The organism is Micromonospora sp. NPDC049359 (assembly GCF_044466585.1).
Taxonomy (GTDB): domain Bacteria; phylum Actinomycetota; class Actinomycetes; order Mycobacteriales; family Micromonosporaceae; genus Micromonospora.
Genome location: NZ_JBITMW010000009.1, coordinates 185,329 through 211,261 on the forward strand (window position 1 = coordinate 185,329; position 25,933 = coordinate 211,261).

Sequence of the window (25,933 nt, forward strand, 5' to 3'; positions counted from 1 at the left end):
TGAGCTCCCTGCGGCAAACGAGGCTCGGCGTCGCATACCCAACGGCGGGTCCAGGTGCTCTCGACAGAGCTGCCGTGACGGCGACGAGGAGGAGGCCCGTGACACAACAGACCTGGGACGAGGTGGGCGGCCTGTTGCCGCACGACGAGTTCCGCGCCGCCAGCGAGGCCATCGTGGCCAACATCGAGCAGGTCATCGAGGGAAAGACCGCCACCGTGCGGCTGGCCCTGGCTGTGCTGCTCGCCGAGGGCCACCTCCTCATCGAAGACGTCCCCGGCGTCGGCAAGACCAAGCTGGCCAAGGCCCTCGCTCGGTCCATCGACTGCACGGTCCGCCGGATCCAGTTCACCCCCGACCTGCTGCCCAGCGATGTCACCGGCGTCAGCGTCTACAACCAGGAGACCCACGACTTCGAGTTCCGGCCGGGCGCGGTCTTCGCCAACCTGGTGGTCGGCGACGAGATCAACCGGGCCTCGCCGAAGACCCAGTCCGCGTTGCTGGAGTGCATGGAGGAACGGCAGGTCACCGTCGACGGCGTGACCTACCAGCTCCAGACCCCGTTCATGGTCATCGCCACCCAGAACCCGATCGAGATGGAGGGGACGTACCCGCTGCCGGAGGCGCAGCGCGACCGGTTCACCGCCCGGATCGCGATGGGTTACCCGGACGCCGGCGCGGAGCTGGCGATGCTCGACGGCCACGGCGCCACCGACCCGCTGCACGAGCTGCGTCCGGTCTCCGACGCCGACATGGTCCGGCAGCTCATCGCCACCGTCCGGCAGGTGCACGTAGCGGACGCGGTCAAGCAGTACGCGGTCGACCTGGTCACCGCCACCCGTGAGGCCCACGACCTGCGCCTCGGCGCGTCCCCCCGGGCGACGCTGCAACTGCTGCGCACGGCCCGGGCGGTCGCCGCGCTGGAGGGCCGCGACTACGTCCTGCCCGACGACCTGCAGGCCCTGGCGGTGCCGGTGCTGGCGCACCGGATCATCCCGACGGCCGACGCGCAGCTCGCCCGGCGGACCACCGACGCGATCGTCTCCGAGCTGGTGCACCGGCTGCCCCTGCCGCACGACCGTCAGCGCAACCCGTACGACACCCGGCCCGCCACCGGCAACGGCCGCGCGCCCTACGAGCCGCGGAGGCCGTGACGTGCGTGCCGGGCTGCGCGGGCTGACCACCCGCGGGCGCTCGTTCCTGGCCGCCGCGGTCGCCGCGGCGGTCTCGGCCGTCATCCTGGGCGAGAAGGACCTGCTCCGGGTGGCCCTGCTGTTGGCCATCCTGCCGCTGCTGGCCGCCGCCTACGTGGGTCGCAGCCGCTACAAGCTGGCCTGCAACCGCTCGCTGGACCCGCACCGGGTCCCGGTCGGGGCCAACTCGAGGATCGTGCTGCGCCTGCAGAACCTCTCCCGGCTGCCCACCGGCACCCTGCTGCTGGAGGACCGGCTGCCCTACGCGCTGGGCAGCCGGCCCCGCGTCGTGCTGGAACGGCTCGGCGCGCAACAGGCCAGCTCCGTGGCGTACACGGTCCGCGCGGACGTGCGCGGTCGCTACGACGTGGGTCCACTGGTGGTCCGGATGACCGACCCGTTCGGTCTCTGCGAGCTCACCCGCTCCTTCCCCAGCACCGACCACCTCACGGTCATCCCGCAGGTCACCCCCCTGCCGTCGGTCCGGCTCCCCGGGGAGTACGCGGGCAGCGGCGACAGCCGGGCTCGTTCGGTGGCGGTCCACGGCGAGGACGACGCGGCGACCCGGGAGTACCGCCGGGGCGACGACCTGCGTCGGGTGCACTGGAAGTCCACGGCGCGCACCGGCGAGCTGATGGTGCGCCGGGAGGAGCAGCCCTGGGAGAGCCGCGCCACCGTCGTGCTGGACACCCGGGCGTACGGCCACCGGGGTGACGGGCCTACAGCGAGCTTCGAGTGGGCGGTCTCGGCCGCCGCGAGCATCGCCGTACACCTGCGCCAGGCCGGCTACAAGCTGCGCCTGGTCACCGGCTCGGGGGTCGACGTGGACGCCTCGGAGGGCGGTGGCGACGGCGTGCTGCTCGACCATCTGGCCGAGGTGCGGTTGGACCAGCGGGCCGACGTCACCGGGCTGGTGCAGCGGGTGCGGCAGCGCGCCGACGGCGGGCTGATCATCGGGCTGTTCGGCGCGGTGAGCGTCGCCGAGGCCGAGCTGCTGGCCGGGCTGCGCGGCAACGGCGCGACGTGTGTGGGTTTCCTGTTGGACAGCTCCACCTGGCTCAGCCTCCCCGAGAAGGCTCGCGCCGAGGCGGAGCACGCGCACGGCGCCGCCGTGCTCACCATGGTGCGCAGCGGCTGGCGCGTGGTCGGCGCCGACCACGGCAGCCGACTGCCGGCGCTGTGGCCGCAGGCGGGCCGCGGTTCCCAGGGCTTCGCCCTGCGGGCCGCGCTGGCCGAGACGGTCGCTGGCCGCGTGCGATGAACGGAAGGTCCCCCTCATGATCGCCAGCCGGAACACCGGTCTGGTCGCGGCCGCCGCGACGCTGCTCGCCGCCGCGCCGCTGTCGGCCATCTTCCAGACCTGGACGTGGCTGATCCAGTGCGCGATAGCGGTCGCCGTGGTGGCCGGGGTCGCCGCGCTGACCCGGCTCGTCCGCGCGCCGCTCTGGGGCCAGGTGCTCGGCATGCTGGCCGCCCTGCTGCTCGCGCTGACCTGGCTGTTCCCGAGCGGCAGCGAGCTGCTGGCCCTCCTGCCCACGCCAAGCACGATCGGGCACTTCGCCGATCTGCTCGCCGGTTCGGCGCAGGACATGCGCTCGTACGGCGTCGAGGTCCCGGACACCGATCCGCTGCTGTTCATCACCGTGCTCGGCGTCGGCGGGGTGGCCGTGCTGGTGGACGTACTGGCCGTGGGACTTCGCCGGCCGGCGCTGGCCGGGCTGCCGATGCTCGCGATCTACTCGGTGCCGGTCGCCGTCTACGTGGACAGCGTTCCCCCACTGCCGTTCGTGGTGGGCGCCGCCGGTTACCTGTGGCTGCTGGTGACCGACAACATCGACCGGGTGCGTCGGTTCGGGCGGCGGTTCACCGGCGACGGCCGGGACGTGGACGTGTGGGAGGCGTCGCCGCTGGCGTCCGCCGGACGTCGGCTCGCCGTGGTCGGCGTGGTGCTGGCCGTGGTGCTGCCGCTGGCGGTGCCCGGCCTGAGCGGTGGGCTGCTCGACCGGATCACCGAGGGCACGGGTAACGGCACCGGCAACGGTCGGGGGGTGGGTGGCTCGTCCGGCCGGATCGACCTGTTCGCGTCGCTCGCCGGCCAGCTCAACCAGTCCGAGGTGGTGGACCTGGTCAAGGTGACCACGTCGGAGCAGACCCCGTTCTACCTGCGCTACGCGGTCGCCGACGAGCTGCGCCCGAACGGTTTCCAGGCCCGCGCCGCGAGTGGCCGGCCAGCCAACCGCGATCTGCCCGACCCGGGCGAGCGGGTCGGGCCGGGGGTGCAGCAGGCCGAGTACCGGGCGACCGTCGAGGTGACCAAGAGCCTCAGCATGTCCCTGATGCCGGTGTACGCCGAGCCGGTGCGCACCCAGGACCTGAACAGCAACTGGCTGTACGACCCCAACCAGCAGATCGTGTTCTCCAACCGGGAGAGCTCGCGGGGGCGTAAGTACTCGTTCGACTACATCCGCTCGACGTACACCCCGGCGACCCTGCGGGCCGCGAAGTCGCTGCCGGCCGAACACCCGCTCCGCCGGCAGCAGACCGCCACCCCCGGGCCGGTGCCCGAGGTGGAGGAGCTGGTCCGAGGGCTGATCCAGGGCAAGCGGACCGACTACGACCGGGTGCTGGCCATCTACCAGCACTTCTCCGCGAACAACGGGTTCACGTACCGGTTGAGCACCGCGAGCGGCAGCAGCGGCCAGGACATCGTGAACTTCCTGACCAACAAGGTCGGTTACTGCCAGCAGTACGCCGCCGCGATGGCCTGGCTGGTCCGGTCGGCCGGCATCCCGGCGCGGGTCGCGTTCGGGTTCACCAACGGCAGCAGGCGCGACGGCGACACGTACACGCTGACGAACCTCAACCTGCACGCCTGGACCGAGGTCTTCTTCGACGGGATCGGCTGGGTGCCGTTCGACGCCACCCCGGCGTCCGGCGTTCCCGGCTCCACCCGATCGGCCTGGGCGCCGGACACGGACGCCCCCGAGCCGTCCACTCCGGAGGCCGGCGCCACGGACAGCCCGAGCGGCGCGGACTCGTCGGCCGAGCCGACCGGCCCGGACAACGCCGACCGGGACACCGACTCCGGGCTCTCGCTGGGGGATTCGCGGCCGACTGAGCGGGCGCCGGTGTGGCCGTGGTGGCTGGCGGCCGTACTCGCGCTGGTGGCGCTGCTGGCGGTGCCGGCGCTTCGTCGGCGGGCGCTGCGTCGGCGGCGGGCCGGCCGGGCGGACGTCGCGGCTGCCACCACCGCTGTGGGCGACGGGCCGCCGACCGACGACACGCGGGTGATGGTGGTCGAGGCGGACCCGGGTCGCGCTCGCGCCGACGCCCACGCCGCCTGGGCCGAGTTGCTCGACACGCTCGTCGACTACAAGGTACGGGTGGACCTGACCGAGACGCCCCGGGCGACCGCGGACCGGCTGGTCCGGGACGCTCTCCCCGACGACGCCGAGGCCGTCGGGGCGGCGCGGCTGCTCGGCCGTGCCGAGGAGCGGGCCCGGTACGCGCGGGCTCCGCTGACCGGTGAACCGTTGCCGTCGGCGCTCCGCGCGGTCCGTGGGGCGCTCTCGTCCCGTGCGGATCGACGGACCCGGCTGCTCGCCGCCGTGTTGCCGCCCTCGGTGCTGCTGCGCTGGCGGATCGCACTGGCGGACTCCTCCGGCCGCCTGGTGGCGGTGACCACGCGGATGCGCTACCGGCTGCTGCGCTGGAACCCGCGCCGGTTGCTGGCCGATCGAGCCGCCCGCTGACCGACGCCCGCCAGCGCGCTGCGGCGGCGCCCCGGCCTAACGCCGGGGCGCCGCCCCAGTAGCAGGTCCCAGTAGCAGGTCCCAGCCCCAGCCCCAGCCCCAGCCCCAGCCCCAGCCCCAGCCCCAGCCCCAGCCCCAGCCCCAGCCCCAGCGATCTTGCACTTTCTGTCGCGACATAAGGGGTATCCCACTCATACGGACGACAGAAACTGCAAGATCGGCGCGATCTCGGAGGGACGCGCGGCGCGGGGCGCGGGGCGCGGGGCGCGGCGGCGCGGGGCGCGGCGGCGCGGGGCGCGCGAGCACGGCGGCGCGGGGCGCGGGGCGCGATGTTCGGGGCATGACGGAGCGACGGCGGCCATCGGGGGTGTCCCGATGGCCCGCTCGTCGCGGTGGTCGGCCCGCCTCAGCGGCGGGACGCGCTCAGCGGTGCCCCTCCGGGCGCTGCCGCCATCGGTCTTCCATCCGGTCCAGGATCGACCGTCGGCGACCGGACCGGCCACCGCGGGGACGACGACTCGTCGTGCCACCCACCACGTGCAGGTCGGGTGACTGCGCCCGCCGGTGCGACTGCACCGCGAACGCGGCCGACGCCAGCATGACGACGAAGCCCGCCACCGCCAGCGGTGGAGTCTTGATCACCGCGCCGTAGACCAGTAGGGCCAAGCCAGCGATGATCACGCCGGCTGCGACGAGCAGGCGACGCCGCGCGTGGAAGCGCGGATCGCTGGCGCGCACGGCCGAGGCGAATTTGGGGTCCTCGGCAAGCGACCGCTCGATCTGCTCGAACAGCCGCTGCTCGTGCTCCGAGAGCGGCACGGCACTCCTCCCCGGTCACGTTGGTCGGCCCACTCGGGCCGACAGACCGTGGCAGCCAACCGGCTGCTTACCCGCAAGTCTACGAGGGGGGTCGCGCGTCGGAAAGCGGGACGACCTACGGGTGGGGTGGATTTTCCTTTCGATGAGCGTCACGGTCGGCTAACAGACTGGCCGGACCTATGACGGACCGCCCGAATCGGGCAGCGGCGGCGTCCGCGGCGGCTTCCGCCTCCCGCCAACCACGCTCGGGCGCGCCGAGGGTGAGCTGTCGGGGCGCGCCCTGCGCCGAGGTGAGCCCCTCCACCCGGACACCGACGAGGCGGATCCGCTCAGCCGGGTCCAGCGCGGTGTAGAGCGCCCAGACCGTGTCGAACATCTCCCGGGCCGTGTCGGTGGGTACGTCGAGGGTGCGGGAGCGGTTGACGGTGCGAAAGTCGGCCAGTCGTACCTTCAGGGTGATCGTGCGCCCGACGTGGCCGGCGCTGCGCAGCCGGACGCCGACCTTCGCGCTGAGCGCGAGCAGGGTACGGCGGATCTCCGTCGGGTCCGCCACGTCGGCGTCGAAGGTCACCTCGGCGCCGATCGACTTGTCGACGTGTTCGGGACTGACCCGGCGCGGGTCACGCCCCCACGCCAGCTCGTGCAGGTGCGCCGCGGACGCCGCGCCCACCGCTCGGCGCAGCATGCCCACCGGGGCCTCGGCGAGGTCCCCCACGGTGGCCAGACCCAGCCGACGCAGCGTCTCGGCGGCCCGCTCCCCCACCCCCCACAGCGCGTCCACCGGGAGCGGGTGCAGGAAGTCGAGGACCTGCCCGGCGGGTACGACCAGCAGGCCGTCGGGCTTGGCCCGGGTGGAGCCGAGCTTGGCCACGAACTTGCTCGGCGCCACCCCGACCGAACACGTCAGTCCCTGCTCGTCGGCGACCCGCTGGCGGATCAGCCGGGCGATGGTGGCCGGCGGGCCGAACAGCTTGCGGGCGCCCCTGACGTCGAGGAACGCCTCGTCGAGGGAGAGCGGCTCGACCAGCGGGGTGACGTCCCGGAAGATCTGCATGACCGCCCGCGAGGCGGCCGAGTACGCGGCGAAGTTCGGCGGCAGGTAGACGGCGTGCGGGCAGAGGGCTCGGGCCCGGGAGGTCGGCATGGCGCTGCGCACGCCGTAGCGGCGAGCCTCGTAGCTGGCCGAGCTGACCACGCCACGCGAGCCCACGCCACCCACCACGACCGCGCGGCCGCGCAGCTCGGGTCGGGCGCGCACCTCCACCGAGGCGAAGAACGCGTCCATGTCGACGTGCAGGATGCCGCTGGCGGAGTCGTCGGCGTCCGGCCCGAAGCGCGGATCACCGCCTCGGGGCAACGACTGACTGCGGCCCATCGGTGCAGGTTATCCCCGAGGTACGACACCAGCACCGGCCGGCTGGCCGGACCGCGCCCCGGTCAACCCCGCACGACCAGCAGCGGCACGGTCAGCTCGGCGGCGGTGTCCGCCCCGTGGTACGCGACCAGCTTCGACACCTTCGGCGGTTCGGTGCGGCTGGCCAGGACGGCGTACGTGTCGTTGCAGGTCACCACGACGTCACCGATCCGGCCCAGGTGCTCCTCGGGCACCGGCCCGAACCAGCCGGTGGCGACCACCTCCGCGCGGGTACGCACCCGGGCCGCGTCGCCGAGCACCGCCGACCAGGCGGCCACCACGTCGTCCACCGCTCCCGGCTCGGTGTGCAGGTAGCGCACCCGGGCCTCGCCGGCAACCACCCGCAGGCCGTCGCGCAGCCGTGGATCGGTGTCCAGGTCGAAGCGGTGCGCGACGGGGATGTCGAGTTGCCCGTGGTCGGCCGTGACCAGCAGCGCCGCGTCCGGCGGTAGCCCGTCGACCAGCCGGGCGAGCAGCAGGTCCACCTCTGCGGCGGCGCTTCGCCACGGCGCCGAGTCGACCCCGCTGAGGTGCCCCTGCCGGTCGAGGTCGGGGTGGTAGCCGAAGACCAGGGTTGGTCCGTCGCCGGCGGACAGCGCGGCGCGCATGGCGGTGGCCAGCTGGTCCGCGCCGGCGGCGCCCCGGAAGTCGCCGCCCCGGTTGGCGGCCAGGGTCAACCCGCTGCCGCCGTACTCCGGCCGGCTCACCACCGTCGTCGCCACCCCGGCGGCCCGGGCCCGTTGAAGCTGGGTGGGCACCGGCTGCCAGCGCAGCGGCGACGGGTCGGCGGCCCAGTCGGTGTGGGTGAGTACCCGGTCGGTGCCGGGCACCCGCACCGTGAAGCCGAGCACCCCGTGCGCGCCGGGCGCGACGCCGGTGCCCAGCGTCACGAGGCTCGTCGGGGTGGTGGACGGGAAGCCGGCGACGAGGGGCCGACCCACCGTCGCGGCTAGCCCGGCGAGCGTCGGCGCGTACGGGGCGGCGGTCGGCACCTGGTACCAGCCGAGCCCGTCGACGAGCAGGACGGCGATCCGGCGTACCCCGGCCAGCGCGGGCGTCAGGCCGAGCGGGTCGGGCGAGCCGGGCACGCCCAGTACGGCGAGCGCGCTGGGCAGCACGTCGGCGATCCGTCCGCCGGTTCGATCGGGTGCGAGGACCGCCAGCGGCGGGTCGAGGCCGGTCACCGGACCGCTGGCAGCCGGTGTACGCCCGTCGGCGGTCAGCTCGGGGCCGGACGAGCCGGCCGACGTACCCCCGTCGACGGGCCGGACCGGACGGGTCATGCCGGTCGGCGGGCGAACAGGTGCAGTTGGGCGGCCAGATCCCGGTAGGGGGGCTGAGCGGCCAGGGCCAGTTCCAGCTCGACCAGGGCCGCGGGCTGCCCGTCGGAGACGGCGGCCGGCAGCAGGTCGGCAAGCACGCGTACCCCGTGGATGTCCTCGACCTCCAGCCCGGCGGCGGTGAGCAGCGCGACGGCCTCGGGGGCGTCGTAGCGGCGGCGCAGGGTGTCGCGCGGCCCGGCGCTGCCGGCCGGGTCGGCGGCCACCGACGCCGCGACGTCCAGATGCCCGTTCATGGCGCGGCCCAGCACGGCCGCCGCACGGCCGGCTACCAGCACGCTTGCCGCGCCGCCGGGGCGCAGCGCGGTGGCCAGCGCGGCGACCACCGGCGTCGGGTCGTCGACGACCTCCAGGACTGCGTGGCAGAGCACCAGGTCGACCCCGGCCGGCTCGACCAGCCCGGCGAGGGCGTCGCCGTCGCCCTGCACGGCGACGACCCGATCGGCGACCCCGGCCTCGGCGGCCCGGCGGGTGAGCGCGGCGAGCGCGTCGGGGCTGGCGTCGACCACGGTGACGCGGTGCCCGGCCCGGGCCAGCGGGACGGCGAAACCGCCGGTGCCCCCGCCGATGTCCAGCACGGTCAGCTCGGCGTCGCCGCGCCGGTCCAGCTCGGCGCGCAGCACCGACCAGATCACGGCGGTACGGGGGGTCAGCGGCGGCGCGGCGAACCGGCCTCGGGTCTGCTCCACCCGGTCGAGCCTAGTGGTCAGGACTGGGTGCCCTCGACCGCGTCCTCAGCCCGGGATCGACGCTCGTTGGCGACCGGACCGTTTGTCACCTCGTACTCGCGGGGGTCGGTGAGGTGCGACGGCATCCAGCCGGCACCCAGCCGGGTCCGCCGGACGTTGGCGATTCCGCCACCGGTGTACGCGTGGTTTCCCATCACTTGTCAGTCCCCCTCACGGATCACGGGCCGCTCTGCCCGCTCAGGACGAGTCTCCCGCTCCGCGGCGACAGAAACCGTAATGTGGATCACTGTTCAGCGGAAGTCGCGGGAGGCGGGACTGACCGGCGGCTCGATGGCGTCCAACCGGTCGGCGACCAGGTTGGTCACTCCCTCGTGGCGTTGCAGTCGTCCCCGGACCACCAGCGCGGCGCTGGTGCGGGCCACCCGCCGATAACGCTGCCACAGACCCGGCGAACAGGTCACGTTCAACATCCCGGTCTCGTCCTCCAGGTTGAGGAAGGTCACCCCACCAGCGGTCGCCGGGCGCTGTCGATGGGTGACGATGCCACCGACCCGGATCCGCTGGCCCGGCTCCACCCGGCCGAGCCGGGCGATCGGCACCGCCCCCAGCACGTCGAGCTGCCCCCGGATGAACCGGGCCGGATGGCTCTCCGGCGACAACCCGGTGGCCCACACGTCCGCTACCAGCCGATCCACGGCCTCCATGCCGGGCAGCGTGGGCGCCGTCGCGCCGGTCACCGTGCCGGGCAGCCGGCCCGGTCGGTCCTGGGCCGCCGCGCCGGCGGCCCACAGCGCCTCCCGCCGGGTCAGCCCGAAACAGGCGAAGGCGTCCGCGGTGGCCAGCGCCTCCAGCTGCGCGGCGGTCAGTCCGACCCGCCGGGCCAGATCCGGCATGTCACGGTACGCCCCACCGGCCGTCCGCTCGGCCTCGATCCGCTCGGCCACGTCCGATCCGAGGGTACGTACGCTGGACAGCCCCAGTCGGACGGCCGGACCGCCCAGCCCCCAGGCGTGCGGCGGCTCCCCCGGCTCGCTGCCCCACCGGGTGTCCGGGGTGGACTCGAGCACCGCCAGAGCACCGCTGGCGTTGATGTCCGGGCGGCGGACCTCCACCCCGTGCCGGCGGGCGTCGTCGACCAGGGTCTGCGGCGAGTAGAAGCCCATCGGCTGGGCGTTGAGCAGCGCCGCCAGGAACGGGGCCGGGTGGTAGCGCTTGAGCCACGAGCTGGCGTACACCAGGTAGGCGAAGCTCATCGCGTGGCTCTCCGGGAAGCCGTAGCTGGCGAACGCGGTGAGCTTGCGGTAGACGTCGTCGGCCAGCTCGCCGGTGATGCCCCGCTCGGCCATCCCGGCGTAGAGCCGGTCGGCGATGCGGGTCATCCGCTCGACCGACCGTTTCGCGCCCATCGCCCGGCGCAACTGGTCGGCCTCGGCCGCGTCGAAACCGGCCAGGTCGATGGCGAGCTGCATCAACTGCTCCTGGAACAGCGGCACCCCCAGGGTCTTCTCCAGCGCGTTACGCATCAACGGGTGGGCGAAGGTCACCGGCTCCTGACCGTTCTTACGCCGGATGAACGGGTGCACCGAACCGCCCTGGATCGGGCCGGGACGGATCAGCGCCACCTCGACCACCAGGTCGTAGAACTCGCGGGGCTTGAGCCGCGGCAGGGTGGCCATCTGGGCGCGGCTCTCCACCTGGAACACCCCGACCGAGTCCGCCCGGCAGAGCATGTCGTAGACCTCGGGATCGTCAAGCGTCATGTCGCCGAGATCCAGCCGGGACCCGATCATGTCGTAGCCGTAGTGCAGGGCGGAGAGCATGCCCAGGCCGAGCAGGTCGAACTTCACCAGGCCCACGGCGGCGCAGTCGTCCTTGTCCCACTGCAGGACGCTGCGTCCGGGCATCCGCCCCCACTCCACCGGGCAGACCTCGATCACCGGACGGTCACAGATCACCATCCCGCCCGAGTGGATACCCAGGTGCCGGGGGAACGTCTGCAACTCGTTGGCGTACTCCACCACCTGCTCCGGGATGCCCTCGACGTCGACCGTGGCGACCGAACCCCACCTGTCGATCTGCTTGCTCCAGGCGTCCTGCTGACCGGGTGAGAAGCCGAACGCCTTGGCCACGTCCCGCACCGCGGACCGGGGCCGGTAGGAGATGACGTTGGCGACCTGGGCGGCGTGCTCCCGGCCGTAGCGGGTGTAGACGTGCTGGATCACCTCCTCCCGCCGGTCGGACTCGATGTCCACGTCGATGTCCGGCGGGCCGTCCCGCTCCGGGGCGAGGAACCGCTCGAAGAGCAGCCGGTGCCGGACGGCGTCCACGTTGGTGATCCGCAGCGCGTAGCAGACCGCCGAGTTGGCCGCCGAGCCCCGGCCCTGGCAGTAGATGTCCTTCTCGCGGCAGAACGAGACGATGTCGTAGACCACCAGGAAGTAGCCGGGGAAGCCCAACTCCTCGATCATGTTCAGCTCGTGGTCGAGCTGCGCGTACGCCGCGGGGTGCGCCTGCGGCGGACCGTAGCGCTCCCGGGCGCCGTCGGCGGTCAGCTTGCGCAGCCAGCTCATCTCGGTGTGCCCCGGCGGCACCGGGTACGCCGGCAGCTGCGGCGCGACGAGTTGGAGGTCGAAGGCCAGTTCGGCGCCGAACTCGGCGGCCCGCGCCACCGCGCCCGGGTACGCGGCGAACCGCGCCGCCATCTCCGCGCCGCTGCGCAGGTGGGCGGTGGCCGCCGCGGGCAACCAACCGTCGATCTCGTCCAGGCTGCGCCGGGCCCGCACCGCGGCGACCGTGGTGGCCAACCGCCTCCGGCCGGGACTGGCGTAGTGCACGTTGTTGCTGGCCACCGTCGGCAGCCCGGCCGCGGCGGCCAGCTCGGCGAGCGCGTCGTTGCGGTCGGCGTCGACCGGATGACCGTGGTCGGTCAACTCCACCGCCACCGTCTCCGCGCCGAAGAGCGCGGTCAACCGGTCCAGCTCGCGGGCCGCCGCGTCCACCCCCTCGGTGAGCAGCGCGCCCGGCACGTGCCCCTTGCGGCAGCCGGTCAGCACCAGCACGTGGTCGCGCAGCTCGGCGGCGACCTCCTCCAGCTCCCCGTAGACCGGGCGGCCCTTCTCCCCGCCGCGTAGCTGGGCGCGGGCGATGGTGGTGGCCAGCCGGGCGTACCCCTCATGGCCGTGCGCCAGCACCAGCAGGTGCGCGCCGTGCGGGTCGGGTTCGCCGTTCTGCGGGCCCGGTAGCCCGAGGGACAGCTCCGCGCCGAAGATGGTCGGCAGGCCCAGCGTACGGGCCGCCTCGGCGAACCGGACCACCCCGTAGAAGCCGTCGTGGTCGGTGACGGCCAACGCGGTGAGCCCCAACCGGGCCGCCTCCTCGGCCAACTCCTCGGGGTGGCTCGCGCCGTCGAGGAAACTGAAGTTGGTGTGCGCGTGCAGCTCGGCGTAGGGCACCACGCCGTCGGGACGGGCCAGCTCCGGCGGCTCGTACCGCTCGCGGTGGCGACTCCAGGCCGGCGAGTCACCGCCGTCGGCGTCCACGGCGAGCGGATCCACCACGTGCAGGTGCCGCTCGGCGCGCCGCCGTCCGCCGCCGGCCCGGCCGGAGAGCACGCTCTCCAGCTCCGACCAGGGCATCTTCGGGTTGTGAAAACTCATCCGGCCACCCCGGCCACGCTGGCGGCGCTGGCGGCGCTGGTCCGTCCGACGCTGGCCGAGACGTTCCAGGCGTCGCTGGCGTTGGCGTTGGCGCTCCCCGCCCGCGGCGAGAGGTGCGATGAGCGTGATGACTCACAGGCATCAAGATGCCGGTGAGTCATCACGCTCATGAGGACATCTGCTCTCCGGCCAGCGCCGGGCCGACCAGCGCCGGGCCGACCAACACCGGACTCGCCGACACCGAGCCCGCCGACGCCGCGCCAGGCGACGCCGCGCCAGGCGACACCGGTCAGGGGCCGATCTGACTCAGTCATAGATCGCCTCCACCAGCCACTGCCCCGACTCCACGGCGAGCAGCAGAGCGGCACCGTCGGCGAGGCTGACCTGGAACCGGGCCCGGCGGTGGGCCTCGGCCGGCGCCCACCAGCGCTCGTCCACCGGCCACGGCCCGGCCCAACCCACGATCTCCGCCGGCTGACCGGCGCCGACCACCAGTCGGGCCGGTGGGGCGCTCACCGCCAACCGCGCGCTGATCACCACAGGCTCGCCGGCGGCGTCGTGCACGGTCGCGGCGAGTGGGCTGGGCAGCACCACGGCGGGCGCGGGCGGCGGCAACCGACCCGGCCACGGCGGAATACCCCCACCCCGGCCAGCCGCGGGACCAGCACCGGCACCAGCACCCATGCCCACGCCGGCGACGGCCGGTGGGCCGGGTCGGGTCGGGAGCCGCTCGTCGCCCCACGGCACGAGGCGCACCTGGTCGGCCGGAGAACGCCCGCCACCGAGCACCGCCGTGACCACCGCCTCCGGGCCGAGGATGCCCTGTACGCGGCTCAATGCCCGGTGCGCCCGCTCCCGCTCCTCGCCGGTCTCCCCCCAGAGGCCGGTCTGCAGGCCGGCCTGGGCGACCACCCCGTCCGGGATCAGCCGCAGTCGGATGATCCCGGACGTCGGGCGGGCCGGGCGGGCGCCGGCGCGACCGCTGCTGCCGGAGAGCCAGCCGTCGAGCTGCCAACGCACCCGGTCGGCGATGGCGGCGGCGGTGAGCAGACCGTCGTGCCGCCACACCCGGTGCAGCTCCTGCCCGTGCTCGGTAACCGCCTCGATGCCGAGTCGGGTGCAGGCCAGCCCGTGCCCGGCGAGCCGGGCGTGCAACTGCTCGGCCAGGGCACGGGCGGCGAACGCCGCCGCGTCGACCCGGTCGATCGGATCGTCGTACCCGGCGGTCACCGTCAGGTCGGCCGGCGGCTGCCGGACGGCGAGCGGGCGGTGGTCCCGGCCGGCGGCCAGCCGGTGGGCCAGCGCGCCGTCGAACCCGAAGCGGGCCAGCACGTCGCCGGCCGGTAGCGCGGCGAAGTCACCGAGGGTCCGCACCCCCAGCCGGCGCAGCAGGTCAGCCAGCGCGGACCGACCGAGCGCCTCGACCGGCATCCCGGCCAGGAACGCCGGCGTCCCACCCGGCGCCACCACCCGGCCGGTGCGGGCGGCCAGCCCCGCGGCGAACACCCCGTCGGCGATGCCCACCTGGCTCTCCACCAGACACGACTGGGCGACGTGCTCGATGAGCCGTTCGGCGGCCGCCTCCTCACCGCCGAGGTAGCGACTCGGGCCCCGGGCGGCAACCGCACAGGCGCCCGGCCGGACCACCTCGACACCGGCCACCAGTTCCTCCAACGCGGCGACCACCGGCTCGAACGCCCGGGCGTCCCGGCCAGGGTCGTAGTCCACGACGGTGAGCTGCGGGCAACGACCCTGCGCCTCCCGCTTGCGCAGCCCTCGGCGTACGCCTTCGGCGCGGGCCCGCTCGGAGCACGCGACCACCCGGTTGGCGTGCAGGACGGCGACCGGGCCGGTGGCTGGTATCCCGTCGACGATCTCGGCGGCGAGCACCGGCCAGTCCGGGCACCACAGCAGCAGGGTCCGGGTCGGCGAGCCGGTCACCCCGACCCGACCAGGGCGAGCGGCCCGGACGGTCGGCCCACGGTCGATCGCACCGTCCGGGGAATGACGCGGGTGAGCTCGGCGTCGGGGAGCCAGACCTTGATCTCCTTGGGGCGGGCGGCTGCTCCCCGCCCGCGCGCCGACACGGTGACCTCCCGGCGGCGCAGCCGCCCCCGACCCTGACCGAGCCCTTCCCAGACCCCGCGGACCACCTGCAGCGTCACGTCCGCGCCGTCCCACCGGCCGTACGGGACGAGCACGCTGCCGCGCTGCCGGGCCCGGGCGGCCAGCCGGGTGGCGACCGAGGCGGAGACCGCGGCCGGTACGGCGGTGACCACGACGTCCACCCCGTCGATCAACGCGGCGACCACGGTGGCCCACTCGGGACCCGGATTCGGCACCAGGGCGAGCCGGTCCAGGGAGATGCCCAGCTCGGCCGCCGCACCCGCGCCGAACGTCGGCACCCCGACCACCGCACACCACGAGCCGGCCCGGGACGCCTCGGCCAGCAGTGCGAGCACCAGCGAGGTACCCCCACTGCGGCGGGGCTGACCGGCAGCGACAGCGATCGTGCTGCCCCGGCGTAGACCCCGGTTGGGCAACAGGCCGGTCAGCTCAGGCGTCACCGGTAGCACGCGGTGGCCGCCCACCGGATCGGGCGCGCTCGCTGGGCGTACCAGATCGGCCAGCGCGGCGGAACCCACCACCATGCGGCCCGCCATTGGACCAACCCCCCGTCGTTGCTGTGGAACAGATCAGGCCGCACCGTGACGCCGGCCGCCCGGCTTCCCTTCCAGGCGGCCGGCGTCACGGCGGTCTCACGCCGCGAGGCCGTCCAGGGCTGGTTGGTGTGCCACGCCGAGCGCGGTCTCCACCACCGTGACGAACTGTTCGGCGGCGCGGAGCAGGTCATCGGCCTCCCGGGCGCTGACCACCCGGGGGATGCCGGCTTCGGCGGCGGCTCGCTTGCTGGCCCCGGCCGCGAAGAACCGGGCCCACTCGTCGAGCTCGGGGGCGACGGCGCAGAGCAGGACCCAGACGCTGGTGATCCGGTTGCGCCGGCTCGGGGCGGGACGGGCCCGGGCGGCGAGCAGGGCGGCCGCCGCGCGCAGCGCCGCCAGGTGGGCGGCCGCGTAGCGCAGGCCGTCGGGTCGGGTCTGGCCGGCCTCGACCAGCCCACGGCGGGCCAGGGTGAGGAGCTGGGCAGGGGTGCGGTGCGGCAGCACGTGCGCCGGCACCGTCGGTGCCTGAGCCGGGTTGGTCGGCATGGACTGTCTCCTCCACGTGGCCGGGGTGTCGGTCGGGGCGGTGGTGCCGCCGACGAGACGCCGAGGTCGGGTGGGTGCGGAGGAAGACGCACCAGGGGTGGCCGGCCGGGTGTGGATGCTTCCCCACACCACACCCGGCCGGCGTACCGGCGGGTTCGTCGCCCGCCGCCCGGGGGTCGTGGGCGGCGGGCGACGCTCCTGCCTGATGGGACCGGGCTCGCGACTGCCCGGAAACCCAGGTGCGGCCCGCGGAGCCGCACCGGCCGGAACTGGCGCCGCGAAACACCGCGCTCCGGCTGGTTGGAACGAGCGTTCGAGACAATCGAACACTCGTTCTAACTGCTGCTGACAGTACACCTCCCCTCCGACGAAAATGCAACGTGTGACGCGCCAGGACTCGCCGTGACGTGTGCCGACGTGAACCGGCGCACACAGACCGGGAAGAATGACGGGATGCAGCCACACCCGAACGTACGGGCGGTGCAGGACGCGCTGGACGGCGCCGGCGCGCTCGACGACGCCGGTCAGCCCAGCACGGTCCGACTCCTGCCCGACGCGGTGCACACCGCGGTAGCCGCCGCCGAGACGCTCGGCGTCGAGGTGGGCCAGATCGCCAACTCGCTGATCTTCGACGCGGACGACGCGCCGCTGCTCGTGCTCACCTCCGGCGCGCACCGGGTGGACACCGCCGGTCTGGCCGCGTCCATCGGCGTCACCCGGCTGCGCCGGGCCACCCCGGAGTTCGTCCGCGAGCACACCGGCCAGCCGATCGGCGGGGTCGCCCCGCTCGGGCACCCTCGGGCGCTGCGCACCCTGGTGGACACGGCGCTGGCGACGTACCCACAGATCTGGGCGGCGGGCGGCGTGCCGCAGGCGGTCTTCCCGACCACCTACGCCGAACTGCTGCGCGTCACCGCCGGCATCCCGGCCGAGGTGGCGTGAGCGAGCGAAGCGAGCGAACCAGCCGGCACAGCAGCGATGCGCTCGCGCCGCCGCGAAGCGGTGGCGTGAGCGAGCGAACCAGCCGGCCCAGCAGCGCCGTACCGGAGCTGGTCACCCTGCACGTGTGGCGGACCGCCCGGAGCGCGCTGCCCCGGGCGCTGATGAGGATGGCGGTGGATCCGCGTCGGCTGCGCGCCCTGCCGGGCGTCCGGTTCGGCAAGCTGCTGGGCACCGGGACGGGCACCGGCTTCGGCCCGGGTGACGCCGACCTCACCAGGTGGGCGACGCTGACCGTCTGGGACTCCCCCACCGCGGCGGCCGGCTTCGACGACTCGCCGGTCGGGCGGGCCTGGGCGCGCATCGCCCAGGCGCAGGTCCGGGTCGACCTGCGTCCGCTGAGCAGCCGTGGCGAGTGGTCGGGCGAGCGGCCGTTCGGCGAACCACCGGGCGGTCGGGTGGCCGGGCCGGTGTTGGCGTTGACGCGGGCCCGGTTGCGGGCACGTCGGGCGGCCACCTTCTGGCGGGCGATCCCGCCGGTGGCGGCGGCCCTGCGCGACGCGCCGGGGTTGCTCGCCCGGTTCGGCGTGGGCGAGGCCCCGTTGGGCTGGCAGGGCACGGTCAGCGTGTGGCGCGACCCGACGGACCTGGTGGCGTTCGCGTACCGTCACCCGGAGCATCGGGCGGCGATCATGCGAACCCCCACCGCGGGTTGGTACGCCGAGGAGCTGTTCGCCCGGTTCGAGGTACGTGACGTGGTCGGCGACCGGACGGTCCTCGGGTGGGTCGCCGACGACGGCGACCAGGCGACAGGGAAGGGTGGACGGGCATGAGGTTGGTGCGCTGGACGCCGGACGACCTCGTCCGACGACTGGACGATGTGGTGGCCGTCTACGGCGAGGCGATGGGGTACCGCACCGACCTGTTGGAGGCCCGGCGCGGCTACATCGCCACCCACGTCCGCCGGCCGGGGTTCCGGGCCGTGGCCAGCCTGACCAGCGAGGGTCACCTCGCCGGCTTCGGGTACGGCTATCTGGGCAGCGCCGGCCAGTGGTGGCACGACCAGGTGCACCGGGCGCTGGACGGCCCGACCCGCAAGCGCTGGCTCACCCACTGCTTCGAGGTGGTCGAGCTGCACGTCCGCCCGCCCGCGCAGGGGCACGGCCTGGGCGCCGGCCAGTTGCGGGCGCTGCTCACGATGGCCGAGGGCGACACCACGCTGCTGTCCACCCCGGAGGCGGAGGAGCAGACCTCGCGGGCCTGGCGGCTGTACCGGCGCTTCGGCTTCGTCGACGTGCTGCGCGACTTCCACTTTCCGGGTGACGAGCGGCCGTTCGGCGTACTCGGTCGGGACCTGCCGCTCGATCCCCCGGCGTCATGACCCGGCGGATCTCCTGGACGCTGCTCGGCGTCCTGGTGTTCGCCCAGATCTGCTACCCGCTGACCACCGGCGCGACCCGGGCCGGGCTGACCGTGGCCACCGTCGTGCTCGGCTGGCTGCTCTCGGTCGGTCACGCGCTGCTCAGTCGGGGCCCCCGGGTGGCGGCGGCGTTGGTCGCGGTGGCCACCGGCGGTGGGTTCGCGATCGAGGCGATCGGGGTGGCCACCGGTGTGCCGTTCGGCAGCTACGACTACTCGGGCGAGCTGGGTCCCAAGCTGGCCGGCGTACCGCTGATCATCCCGCTGGCCTGGACCTGGATGGCCTGGCCGGCCTGGCTGGCCGCGGTCCGCCTGACCGGCGGCGGCACGGCAGGTGGTGGCACGACGGCCGGGCGGTGGGTGGGCAGGATCGCGCTGGCCGCGCTGGGGCTGGCGGCGTGGGACCTCTTCCTCGACCCGCAGATGGTCGCCGAGGGCTACTGGGTCTGGCGTGACGCCACCCCCGCGCTGCCCGGCCTGACCGGCATCCCGGTCAGCAACTACCTGGGTTGGCTGCTCTTCGCGGTGCTGCTGATGAGCGCGCTGCGCCCGCTGGCCGGTCCGACCGCCGAACGCACCGACCGGCGGGACCACCCGATGGTCGCGCTCTACCTGTGGACGTACTTCTCCAGCATCCTGGCCCACGCCGTCTTTCTGGACCTGCCCGCCTCGGCGCTCTGGGGCGCCGCCGGCATGGCGGTCACCGCCGTGCCGCTGACGGTGACGCTGCTGCGTGCCCGCCGGGACGGCGAGACCCGCCAGGAGGATCACCGGCCGGACCGTACCGGCGTCGACGCGACCCGATGACCGTCCTGTCCGCCCTGCTGTCCGTCCTGCTGGTCGCCGTCGCCGCGTTGACCGCGCACACCTGGGTCAACGCGGCCCGCTGGCTGCGCCGGCCCACCGACGCACCGGACGTGGTCGGCGAGTCGGTGGCCGTCCTGCTGCCGCTGCGCGACGAGGCCACCCGCGTCACGCCCTGCCTGCGCGCCCTGCTCGCCCAACGGGGCGTACCCGGGCTGCGCATCGTGGTCCTGGACGACGGGTCCACCGACGGCACCGCCGACGTGGTCCGCGCGGTGGCCGGCGACGACCCCCGGGTCACCGTGCTCACCGGGGTCGCCCCGCCACCGGGCTGGCTGGGCAAACCGCACGCCTGCTGGCAGCTCGCCACCCGGGCCGCCCCGGAGGCCACCGCGCTGGTCTTCGTCGACGCCGACGTGGTGCTCGCCCCGCACGCCGTCGCGGCGGCCGTCACCGAGTTACGCGCCGCCGGCGCGACGTTGCTGTCGCCGTACCCCCGGATCGTGGTGGCGACGGCGGCCGACCGGCTGGTCCAGCCGTTGTTGCAGTGGCTCTGGCTGACCTTCCTGCCGCTGCGGGCGATGGAACGCTCGCCGCGGCCGTCGCTGGCCGCGGCGGGCGGCCAGTTCCTGGTGGTGGACCGGGCCGGCTACACCGCCGCCGGCGGGCACGCCGCGGTCGCCGACAAGATCCTGGAGGACGTCGAGCTGGCCCGCGCGGTCAAGCGGGCCGGCGGTCGGATCGCCCTGGCCGACGGGTCGCGGCTGGCCACCTGCCGGATGTACGACGACTGGCCGCAACTGCGCGACGGGTACTCGAAGTCGCTCTGGGCGTCGTTCGGGCACCCGGGCGCGGCGGCGGCCGTGGTGGCGGCGCTGCTGCTGCTCTACACCGCCCCGCCGCTGGTCGCGCTGGGAGGGCTGGTGGCCGGCGCGCCAGGGGTGGCCGCCGTGGGCCTGGCCGGCTACCTGCTCGGAGTCACCGGGCGGGCGCTCACCGCCCGCGCGACCGGGGGCCGGTGGTGGCCCGACGCGCTCGCACACCCCGTGTCGGTCGTGGTCCTCGGCTGGTTGACCCTGCGGTCGTACCATCTGCGCAAGCGACGCCGCCTCACCTGGCGGGGCCGTCCGGTCAGCTAGGGAGGGCACGGCATGGCGCGGATCGTGGTCGTCGGCGCCGGGATGGGTGGCCTCGCCACCGCCGCCCGGCTGGCCGCCACCGGACATCAGGTGACCGTCTTCGAGGCGGCCGACGCGGTCGGCGGCAAGCTCGGCCGGTACGCGCACGACACCCCGGCCGGGACGTTCCACTTCGACACCGGGCCGAGCCTGCTCACCCTCCCCGAGGTGTTCCACGACCTGTTCGAGGCGACCGGGGCGAAGCTCGACGAGTACCTGGACCTGGTCCCGCTGGACCCGATCGTCCGGCACGTCTTTCCCGGCGGCGGCCCGACCCTTGACTCGTGCGCCGACCCGGCGGAGTTCGCCGCGCGGATCGGGGCCGCCTTCGGTGACCGGGCGGCGGCCGACTGGCAGCGGCTGTGGGGCCGTGCCGAACGGGTGTGGCGCGCCTCCGAGCGGGACATCCTGCGCCGCACCGTCGACTCCCCCCGCGACCTCGCGTCGCTGGCCTGGCGGCTGGGCGACCTGGCCGCCATCGCGCCGGGCCGCAGCCTGCGCGGCCTGGGCCGCCGGCACCTGTCCGACCCGCGGCTGCGAATGCTGCTGGACCGGTACGCCACCTACACCGGCGCCGACCCACGCCGGGCCCCGGCGGCGCTGGTCGCGGTCCCCTACGCCGAGCTGGCCTTCGGCGGTTGGTACCTGCGCGGCGGGCTGGGCACGCTCGCCGACGCGCTGCTGACCCGCTGCCTGGACCTCGGCGTGGTCGTGCAGACCGACACCCGGGTCACCCGGATCGACGCGACCGGCGGCCGGGTACACGGGGTACGCCTCGCGGGCGTCGCCGCTCCGGTCCCCGCCGACGTGGTGGTGGCCAACGTGGACGCCCTCACCGTCTACCGTGACCTGTTGCCGCACCCGCGCCGGCTGGCCGGCCTGGCCGACCGCAGCCTCGCCGGTTTCGTGCTGCTGCTCGGCGTCTCCGGCGACACCGGGCTGGCCCACCACAACGTCTTCTTCCCGCGCGACTACGACGCCGAGTTCGACGCGGTCTTCGGCGACCCGGGTCGAGGCGTACGGGCCCGGCCGGCTGTCGACCCGACGGTGTTCGTCACCGTGGCCGACGACCCGATGGCCCGCCCGGCCGGGCACGAGGCGTGGTTCGTGCTGGTCAACGCCGCCCGGCACGGCACCACCGGTGGGGCGGTCGACTGGCGACGCCCGGGGCTCGCCGACGCGTACGCCGACCGGATCCTGGACGTGCTGGCCGAGCGCGGCGTGGACGTGCGGGACCGGCTGCTGTTCCGTGAGGTCCGCACCCCAGCCGACCTGGACACCGCGACCGGGGCGCCGGGCGGCACGATCTACGGCACCGCCGGCGGTCTGCTCCGCCCGGCCAACCGGGGCCCGGCGCACGGGCTGTGGCTGGTGGGTGGCTCCAGCCACCCCGGCGGCGGGCTGCCGATGGTGACCCTCTCCGCGCAGATCGTCGCCGACGAGATCGGCCCCGCCTGGTAGGTCGTAAGGAAGGGCACCTTATTAACGCCTGCGGTATAGGAAGGGCCCCTTGCTAACGCTGCGGGAGATCAGCCGGCTAACGCTGCGGGAGATCAGCCGGCGTCGAGGAGCGCGCGGCGGACGGTGGACAGCAACTGCCCCAGCCCGAAGCCGGCGAGCAGCACCCAGACCGCGGTCGCCATGGTGATAGTGCCGGCGGCCAGGTCCGGCTCGATCAGACCGGCCAGCCCGGCGACCACCAGACCCGCCAGCGCGACCGAGACCCGGGTCGGTCGTTCGCCGACGGTCACCGCGCCGATCTCACGCATGCCGGCCAGGGCCGCGCGGGCCCGGACGTACTCGTGCAGCCAGGACAGCGCACCGGCCGCGACGACCAGCGCGCCGGGCGCGCCGACCAGCCAGAACGCCAGCAGCCAGGCCACCTCGCCGAGCCGGTCGGCCAGCGAGTCGTAGACGTAGCCGAGCCGGGTGGTGCGGTCGGTGGCGACGGCCACGGCGCCGTCCACACTGTCGGCCACGGCGGCGAGCAGCACGAACAACGCGCCGAGGAACGGGCCGTCGCCCGGCCGGGTCGCCAGCAACGGTACGCAGAAGCAGAGCAGCACCCCGACGACGGTGACCGGGGTGGGGCCGACCCGAAGCCGGCCCAGCACGTACCCGACGTGGTAGGCGAACCGCAGCCAGGCGCGTACCACCGGCGCGGCGACCCGTGGGTCGAACCCGCCGTGCAGCCGCGCCCACGCCGTGGCGTACTGGTCCCAGTTCAGCTGTGTGCCCACCTGGGGATCAACCGTCGTGCCGGGCATCAGGTGTCGCCGACTCCGCGTTCACACCCGCGCGCCGGCCTTGAGGTTCTGCCAGACCTCCCGCGTGGCGGTGGACCGATTGAGGGTGATGAAGTGGATTCCGGGGACGCCCTCGTCCAGCAGCCGGCGGCACATCTCGCTGGCCTGCTCGATGCCGAGCTGGCGCACCGCCTCCGGATCGTCGGCCACCCGCTCGAAACGCGCCGCCAGCGCGGGCGGGAAGGGCGCCCCGGAGAGCTGCACGGACCGCTCGATGGTGCCGATCTGGGTCACCGGCATCACCCCGGCCAGGATCGGGGTGGCGCAGCCGGCGGCGGCCACCCGGTCACGCAGGCGCAGGTAGTCGTCGGCCTCGAAGAACATCTGGGTGATCGCGAACTCGGCGCCGGCCCGGCACTTGCGGACGAACTGCGCGGTGTCGCTGGCCACGTCGGGTGAACGGGGGTGCTTGTACGGGAAGGCCGCCACCCCGACGCTGAAGTCGCCGGAGTCACGGACCAGCCGGACCAGGTCCTCGGCGTAGTCGACGCCCTCGGGGTGCCGGACCCACTCGCCGCCGGGGTTGCCGGGCGGGTCACCGCGTACGGCCAGGACGTTGCGCACCCCCACCCCGGCGAGCCGCCCGATGACGTGTCGCAGCTCGGCCACGGAGTGGTTGACGGCGGTCAGGTGGGCCATCGGCAGCAGGGTGGTGTCGGTGGCGATCCGCTCGGTCACCGCCACGGTGGTGTCCCTGGTCGAACCGCCCGCGCCGTAGGTGATCGACACGAACGACGGACGCAGCGACTCCAGCTCGCGGATCGCCTGCCAGAGCAGCCGCTCCCCCGCCTCGGTCTTGGGCGGGAAGAACTCGAACGAGAACGTCGGCTGACGGTCACGGATGAGCGCCCCGATCGCCGGCTGCGGATTGGGGAGTACCGAGGGAAGACCGAGCGCCACGACCCGACTCTAGCGGGCGGCGCCACCGTGACCCAGAAGCTTCCCACCGTGCGCACGAGTCGACCGGTCCCGAACGCGGCGCGGCCGGGCGGGCAGAGTCGTCGTACCCCAGGGGTAGGAATGAGGGGCGCGGAAGAGGCGGCGGGGGCGGCCGGTTCCGGCGTGGGGGTCACACAGCCGAGGTGCGCCCGGCCGTCGAGCGGCGGGGTGGCACCGCGTCGACGTCCCGCTGGGAGGGCCCGTGACCTCGTCTCCACCGCCGTACCGCACGCAGCTCGGGCCACTGCTGGTCCGGCATCGGCTGGCCCGGGGGTGGAGTCAGCGGCGCGCCGCCGCCGAGTTGTGCGCCGCCGCAGGTGTGCCGACGTTGAGTCGGAACGAGGTGTCCCGGTGGGAACGGCAGCGACGCGTACCCGGTGAATTTTGGCTCGGCTGGCTTGCCGTCGTGCTGGACGTACCGGCGGGGGTGCTCACCGAGGCGGCCGTGCGCGCCCGGCGGACCGGGCCGCCCACGACGGCCGGGTCGGGCCGACACGGCGCGGCCGGTGCGCGGCCGGGCGGGCGGACCGGGCCGGGCCGGGCCGGCGGGACTACGCGTGGCGGTGGGGCGCGGGACGTGGCGAACCGCTAGCGTCGTGGCGTGACCCATGCTGCTCCCGTGTCCCCCGTCGACCGCGCCGGCCTGCGGCAGCGGGTCGACGAGGCGCTCACCGAGTTCCTGGCCGGCCAGCGGGCCCGGTTGACCCGAGTTGACCAGGCCCTCGTTCCGGTGGCGGAGGCGATCGAGGCGTTCGTGCTCGGTGGCGGCAAGCGCCTGCGTCCGGCGTTCGCGTACTGGGGATTCCGAGGCGCCGGCGGGGTGGACGGCGACGAGGTGCTCACCGCGCTCGCCGCGCTGGAGTTCGTGCAGGCCAGCGCCCTCATCCACGACGACCTGATGGACCGTTCCGACACCCGGCGGGGCGAACCGGCGGTGCACCGGCGGTTCGCCAGTCGGCACCGGGCGGCCGGCTGGGGTGGCGACGCGGACGGGTTCGGCGACGCCGCCGCGATCCTGCTCGGCGACCTGTGCCTGGTGTGGTCCGACGAGCTGCTGCACTCCGCCGGCCTGGACCTGCGGGCGCTGGCCCGGGCCCGGCCGGTCTTCGACGAGATGCGCACCGAGGTCACCGTCGGGCAGTACCTCGACGTGCTGACCCAGGCCACCGGGGACACCTCACTGGAGCGGGCCGGCAAGGTGGCCCGGTACAAGTCGGCGAAGTACACCGTCGAGCGTCCGCTGCTGCTCGGCGCCGCGCTGGCCGACGCGGGCGAGGAGATCCGGACGACCTACTCGGCGTACGGGTTGCCGTTGGGTGAGGCGTTCCAGCTCCGCGACGACGTGCTGGGGGTCTTCGGCGACCCGGCGCAGACCGGCAAACCTGCCGGGGACGACCTGCGCGAGGGTAAGCGCACGTATCTGGTGGCGGCGGCCGTGGAGACCACCGACGACGCGGGCCGGGAGCTGCTGCTCGGTCAGCTCGGCAACCCGGACCTGGACGAGCAGGGTGTGGCCCGTCTGCGCGAGCTGATCCACGCGAGCGGGGCCCTGACCCGCACCGAGCAGCGCATCGTGACGCTCACCGACACGGCCCTGGCCGCCCTGAGTGCCGTAGACCTGGACACCGAAGCCCGCCAAGCCCTGGTGGACCTGGCCATAGCCGCCACCCGCCGAGCCGACTAACCCCCTGCCTGTCCCCGTCCCCGTCCCACGCTGCGTCGATCTTGCACTTTCGGTGGCGACATAAGGGGCAGACCAGCCCATCACGGCAACACAAAGTGCAAGATCGGCGCAGCGTGGGCCTGGGGGCTTCCCCACACCACGCGGGTCGGTCAGAAGCCCAGGGCTTGGGCGCGGCGTTTGATCTCGCGGGCCTGGTCGCCGGAGAGGGCCGCGGCGGGAGTGTCGCCGGGGAGCGTGTCGTCCCGCTCGTAGAGCCAGCGCAGCGCCGCCTCGTCGTCGTAGCCGTTGTCGGCCAGCAGGTTGAGCACACCGGGCAGGTGTTTGAGGGCTGTCGCGTTGGCCACCAGGTCCGCGGGTATCCGGCGTACGCCGTCGCGGCGGACCGCCAACAGCTCCCGGTCGCGGATCATCTGGTGGACCTTGCTGATCGACACGTCGAGCCGCTCGGCGACGTCGGGCAGGGTGAGCCAGCCGGACGGGTCGGTGGGGCCGGCGAGCTCGGGGTCGGGTACGGATTCGGTCACCCGATCACCCTGCCACGCCGTCGGCGGCGGGAGCCATCGGCACCCCGCACGACCGGTCCGGGTCCGCGGGG

General features: G+C 74.4%; 24 protein-coding genes. 12 read left to right on the forward strand and 12 right to left on the reverse strand.

The features are described from left to right. Positions 1–98: 98 nt before the first annotated feature. From ACIBTX_RS21545 to ACIBTX_RS21555, 3 genes are read left to right on the forward strand one after another with little or no spacing between them, the layout of a single operon-like run. Positions 99–1,151 carry a MoxR family ATPase gene (locus ACIBTX_RS21545; protein ID WP_357126923.1) on the forward strand — a complete coding sequence of 351 codons (1,053 nt, stop codon included), beginning with the start codon at positions 99–101 and terminating at the stop codon, positions 1,149–1,151. A gap of 1 nt (position 1,152) precedes the next feature. Continuing rightward, on the forward strand, positions 1,153–2,451 hold the full coding sequence (locus tag ACIBTX_RS21550) for a DUF58 domain-containing protein (RefSeq protein ID WP_357126920.1): 1,299 nt from the start codon (positions 1,153–1,155) through the stop codon (positions 2,449–2,451). A 16-nt stretch (positions 2,452–2,467) separates the two neighbouring features. Continuing rightward, entirely contained in the window at positions 2,468–4,942 is a 2,475-nt protein-coding gene (locus ACIBTX_RS21555) for a transglutaminaseTgpA domain-containing protein (RefSeq protein ID WP_357170699.1), read from the forward strand. Positions 4,943–5,365: 423 nt separating this feature from the next. Here ACIBTX_RS21555 and ACIBTX_RS21560 read toward each other — a convergent pair whose 3' ends face one another. The 6 genes from ACIBTX_RS21560 to ACIBTX_RS21585 form a co-directional block, all read right to left on the reverse strand. After that, positions 5,366–5,761 carry a DUF3040 domain-containing protein gene (locus ACIBTX_RS21560; protein ID WP_234590673.1) on the reverse strand — a complete coding sequence of 132 codons (396 nt, stop codon included), beginning with the start codon at positions 5,759–5,761 and terminating at the stop codon, positions 5,366–5,368. Positions 5,762–5,876: 115 nt separating this feature from the next. Further along, positions 5,877–7,136 (reverse strand): DNA polymerase IV, encoded by a 1,260-nt coding sequence (locus ACIBTX_RS21565; protein WP_357126912.1) that lies wholly within the window; start codon positions 7,134–7,136, stop codon positions 5,877–5,879. A 62-nt stretch (positions 7,137–7,198) separates the two neighbouring features. Continuing rightward, positions 7,199–8,458 (reverse strand): nucleotide pyrophosphatase/phosphodiesterase family protein, encoded by a 1,260-nt coding sequence (locus ACIBTX_RS21570; RefSeq protein ID WP_357126909.1) that lies wholly within the window; start codon positions 8,456–8,458, stop codon positions 7,199–7,201. Then, the gene (locus tag ACIBTX_RS21575; RefSeq protein WP_357127324.1) at positions 8,455–9,225 is read right to left on the reverse strand and encodes a methyltransferase domain-containing protein; all 771 of its coding nucleotides are present in this window, start codon (positions 9,223–9,225) and stop codon (positions 8,455–8,457) included. The genes ACIBTX_RS21570 and ACIBTX_RS21575 overlap by 4 nt, the downstream gene beginning before the upstream one ends. After that, positions 9,222–9,401 carry a hypothetical protein gene (locus tag ACIBTX_RS21580; protein ID WP_355049450.1) on the reverse strand — a complete coding sequence of 60 codons (180 nt, stop codon included), beginning with the start codon at positions 9,399–9,401 and terminating at the stop codon, positions 9,222–9,224. The genes ACIBTX_RS21575 and ACIBTX_RS21580 overlap by 4 nt, the downstream gene beginning before the upstream one ends. A gap of 93 nt (positions 9,402–9,494) precedes the next feature. Then, complete coding sequence (locus ACIBTX_RS21585; RefSeq protein ID WP_396832896.1) at positions 9,495–12,860, reverse strand: error-prone DNA polymerase; 3,366 nt, start codon at positions 12,858–12,860, stop codon at positions 9,495–9,497. Between the two features lie 152 nt (positions 12,861–13,012). Between ACIBTX_RS21585 and ACIBTX_RS21590 the strand changes: the two genes are divergently transcribed. Then, positions 13,013–13,165 (forward strand): hypothetical protein, encoded by a 153-nt coding sequence (locus ACIBTX_RS21590; protein ID WP_396832897.1) that lies wholly within the window; start codon positions 13,013–13,015, stop codon positions 13,163–13,165. Between the two features lies 1 nt (position 13,166). Here ACIBTX_RS21590 and ACIBTX_RS21595 read toward each other — a convergent pair whose 3' ends face one another. The 3 genes from ACIBTX_RS21595 to ACIBTX_RS21605 all read right to left on the reverse strand — a co-directional run bounded on the left by ACIBTX_RS21595 (position 13,167) and on the right by ACIBTX_RS21605 (position 16,069). Beyond that, positions 13,167–14,801 (reverse strand): DNA polymerase Y family protein, encoded by a 1,635-nt coding sequence (locus ACIBTX_RS21595; RefSeq protein ID WP_396832898.1) that lies wholly within the window; start codon positions 14,799–14,801, stop codon positions 13,167–13,169. Next, positions 14,798–15,523, reverse strand: a complete 726-nt coding sequence (locus ACIBTX_RS21600) for a hypothetical protein (RefSeq protein ID WP_355049446.1) — start codon at positions 15,521–15,523, stop codon at positions 14,798–14,800. The genes ACIBTX_RS21595 and ACIBTX_RS21600 overlap by 4 nt, the downstream gene beginning before the upstream one ends. A 96-nt stretch (positions 15,524–15,619) precedes the next feature. Continuing rightward, positions 15,620–16,069, reverse strand: a complete 450-nt coding sequence (locus tag ACIBTX_RS21605; protein ID WP_234589090.1) for an SAV_6107 family HEPN domain-containing protein — start codon at positions 16,067–16,069, stop codon at positions 15,620–15,622. Between the two features lie 453 nt (positions 16,070–16,522). Here ACIBTX_RS21605 and ACIBTX_RS21610 point away from each other — a divergent pair, with 453 nt between their 5' ends. The 6 genes from ACIBTX_RS21610 to ACIBTX_RS21635 all read left to right on the forward strand — a co-directional run bounded on the left by ACIBTX_RS21610 (position 16,523) and on the right by ACIBTX_RS21635 (position 21,870). After that, positions 16,523–17,011: a YbaK/EbsC family protein gene (locus ACIBTX_RS21610; RefSeq protein ID WP_357126892.1), complete on the forward strand. Its 489-nt coding sequence runs from the start codon at positions 16,523–16,525 to the stop codon at positions 17,009–17,011. A gap of 161 nt (positions 17,012–17,172) precedes the next feature. Continuing rightward, positions 17,173–17,841 carry a monooxygenase gene (locus tag ACIBTX_RS21615; RefSeq protein ID WP_357127321.1) on the forward strand — a complete coding sequence of 223 codons (669 nt, stop codon included), beginning with the start codon at positions 17,173–17,175 and terminating at the stop codon, positions 17,839–17,841. Then, positions 17,838–18,389 carry a GNAT family N-acetyltransferase gene (locus tag ACIBTX_RS21620; RefSeq protein WP_355049443.1) on the forward strand — a complete coding sequence of 184 codons (552 nt, stop codon included), beginning with the start codon at positions 17,838–17,840 and terminating at the stop codon, positions 18,387–18,389. The genes ACIBTX_RS21615 and ACIBTX_RS21620 overlap by 4 nt, the downstream gene beginning before the upstream one ends. Then, the gene (locus ACIBTX_RS21625) at positions 18,386–19,234 is read left to right on the forward strand and encodes a carotenoid biosynthesis protein (protein ID WP_357170695.1); all 849 of its coding nucleotides are present in this window, start codon (positions 18,386–18,388) and stop codon (positions 19,232–19,234) included. Before ACIBTX_RS21620 ends, ACIBTX_RS21625 begins: the two co-directional genes overlap by 4 nt. After that, the gene (locus tag ACIBTX_RS21630; RefSeq protein WP_357170693.1) at positions 19,231–20,370 is read left to right on the forward strand and encodes a glycosyltransferase family 2 protein; all 1,140 of its coding nucleotides are present in this window, start codon (positions 19,231–19,233) and stop codon (positions 20,368–20,370) included. Before ACIBTX_RS21625 ends, ACIBTX_RS21630 begins: the two co-directional genes overlap by 4 nt. 12 nt (positions 20,371–20,382) lie before the next feature. Beyond that, a complete protein-coding gene (locus ACIBTX_RS21635) occupies positions 20,383–21,870 on the forward strand; it encodes a phytoene desaturase family protein (protein WP_357170691.1) in 1,488 nt (495 codons plus the stop codon). Positions 21,871–21,962: 92 nt separating this feature from the next. Here the strand turns inward: ACIBTX_RS21635 and ACIBTX_RS21640 are convergent, their stop codons facing one another. Together ACIBTX_RS21640 and metF are read right to left on the reverse strand one after the other, a co-directional pair. Beyond that, positions 21,963–22,676, reverse strand: coding sequence for a CDP-alcohol phosphatidyltransferase family protein (locus tag ACIBTX_RS21640; protein WP_357126879.1), 714 nt, complete (start codon positions 22,674–22,676; stop codon positions 21,963–21,965). Between the two features lie 21 nt (positions 22,677–22,697). Continuing rightward, entirely contained in the window at positions 22,698–23,615 is a 918-nt protein-coding gene (metF, locus tag ACIBTX_RS21645) for a methylenetetrahydrofolate reductase [NAD(P)H] (protein WP_355049438.1), read from the reverse strand. Between the two features lie 241 nt (positions 23,616–23,856). Here metF and ACIBTX_RS21650 point away from each other — a divergent pair, with 241 nt between their 5' ends. Both ACIBTX_RS21650 and ACIBTX_RS21655 read left to right on the forward strand, forming a co-directional pair. Further along, positions 23,857–24,246, forward strand: coding sequence for a helix-turn-helix domain-containing protein (locus tag ACIBTX_RS21650; RefSeq protein WP_357126875.1), 390 nt, complete (start codon positions 23,857–23,859; stop codon positions 24,244–24,246). A 9-nt stretch (positions 24,247–24,255) separates the two neighbouring features. Then, positions 24,256–25,338, forward strand: coding sequence for a polyprenyl synthetase family protein (locus ACIBTX_RS21655; protein ID WP_357126872.1), 1,083 nt, complete (start codon positions 24,256–24,258; stop codon positions 25,336–25,338). Between the two features lie 149 nt (positions 25,339–25,487). Here the strand turns inward: ACIBTX_RS21655 and ACIBTX_RS21660 are convergent, their stop codons facing one another. Beyond that, complete coding sequence (locus ACIBTX_RS21660) at positions 25,488–25,862, reverse strand: Rv2175c family DNA-binding protein (RefSeq protein WP_357126869.1); 375 nt, start codon at positions 25,860–25,862, stop codon at positions 25,488–25,490. Positions 25,863–25,933 lie beyond the last annotated feature (71 nt).

Coding starts and splice junctions, on each gene's coding strand:
- ACIBTX_RS21555 (WP_357170699.1), top strand. CDS start 2,468: ATGATCGCCAGCCGGAACACCGGTCTGGTCGCGGCCGCCGCGACGCTG.
- ACIBTX_RS21565 (WP_357126912.1), bottom strand. CDS start 7,136: ATGGGCCGCAGTCAGTCGTTGCCCCGAGGCGGTGATCCGCGCTTCGGG.
- ACIBTX_RS21570 (WP_357126909.1), bottom strand. CDS start 8,458: ATGACCCGTCCGGTCCGGCCCGTCGACGGGGGTACGTCGGCCGGCTCG.
- ACIBTX_RS21585 (WP_396832896.1), bottom strand. CDS start 12,860: ATGAGTTTTCACAACCCGAAGATGCCCTGGTCGGAGCTGGAGAGCGTG.
- ACIBTX_RS21600 (WP_355049446.1), bottom strand. CDS start 15,523: ATGGCGGGCCGCATGGTGGTGGGTTCCGCCGCGCTGGCCGATCTGGTA.
- ACIBTX_RS21605 (WP_234589090.1), bottom strand. CDS start 16,069: ATGCCGACCAACCCGGCTCAGGCACCGACGGTGCCGGCGCACGTGCTG.
- ACIBTX_RS21610 (WP_357126892.1), top strand. CDS start 16,523: ATGCAGCCACACCCGAACGTACGGGCGGTGCAGGACGCGCTGGACGGC.
- ACIBTX_RS21615 (WP_357127321.1), top strand. CDS start 17,173: ATGAGGATGGCGGTGGATCCGCGTCGGCTGCGCGCCCTGCCGGGCGTC.
- ACIBTX_RS21620 (WP_355049443.1), top strand. CDS start 17,838: ATGAGGTTGGTGCGCTGGACGCCGGACGACCTCGTCCGACGACTGGAC.
- ACIBTX_RS21625 (WP_357170695.1), top strand. CDS start 18,386: ATGACCCGGCGGATCTCCTGGACGCTGCTCGGCGTCCTGGTGTTCGCC.
- ACIBTX_RS21630 (WP_357170693.1), top strand. CDS start 19,231: ATGACCGTCCTGTCCGCCCTGCTGTCCGTCCTGCTGGTCGCCGTCGCC.
- ACIBTX_RS21635 (WP_357170691.1), top strand. CDS start 20,383: ATGGCGCGGATCGTGGTCGTCGGCGCCGGGATGGGTGGCCTCGCCACC.
- ACIBTX_RS21640 (WP_357126879.1), bottom strand. CDS start 22,676: ATGCCCGGCACGACGGTTGATCCCCAGGTGGGCACACAGCTGAACTGG.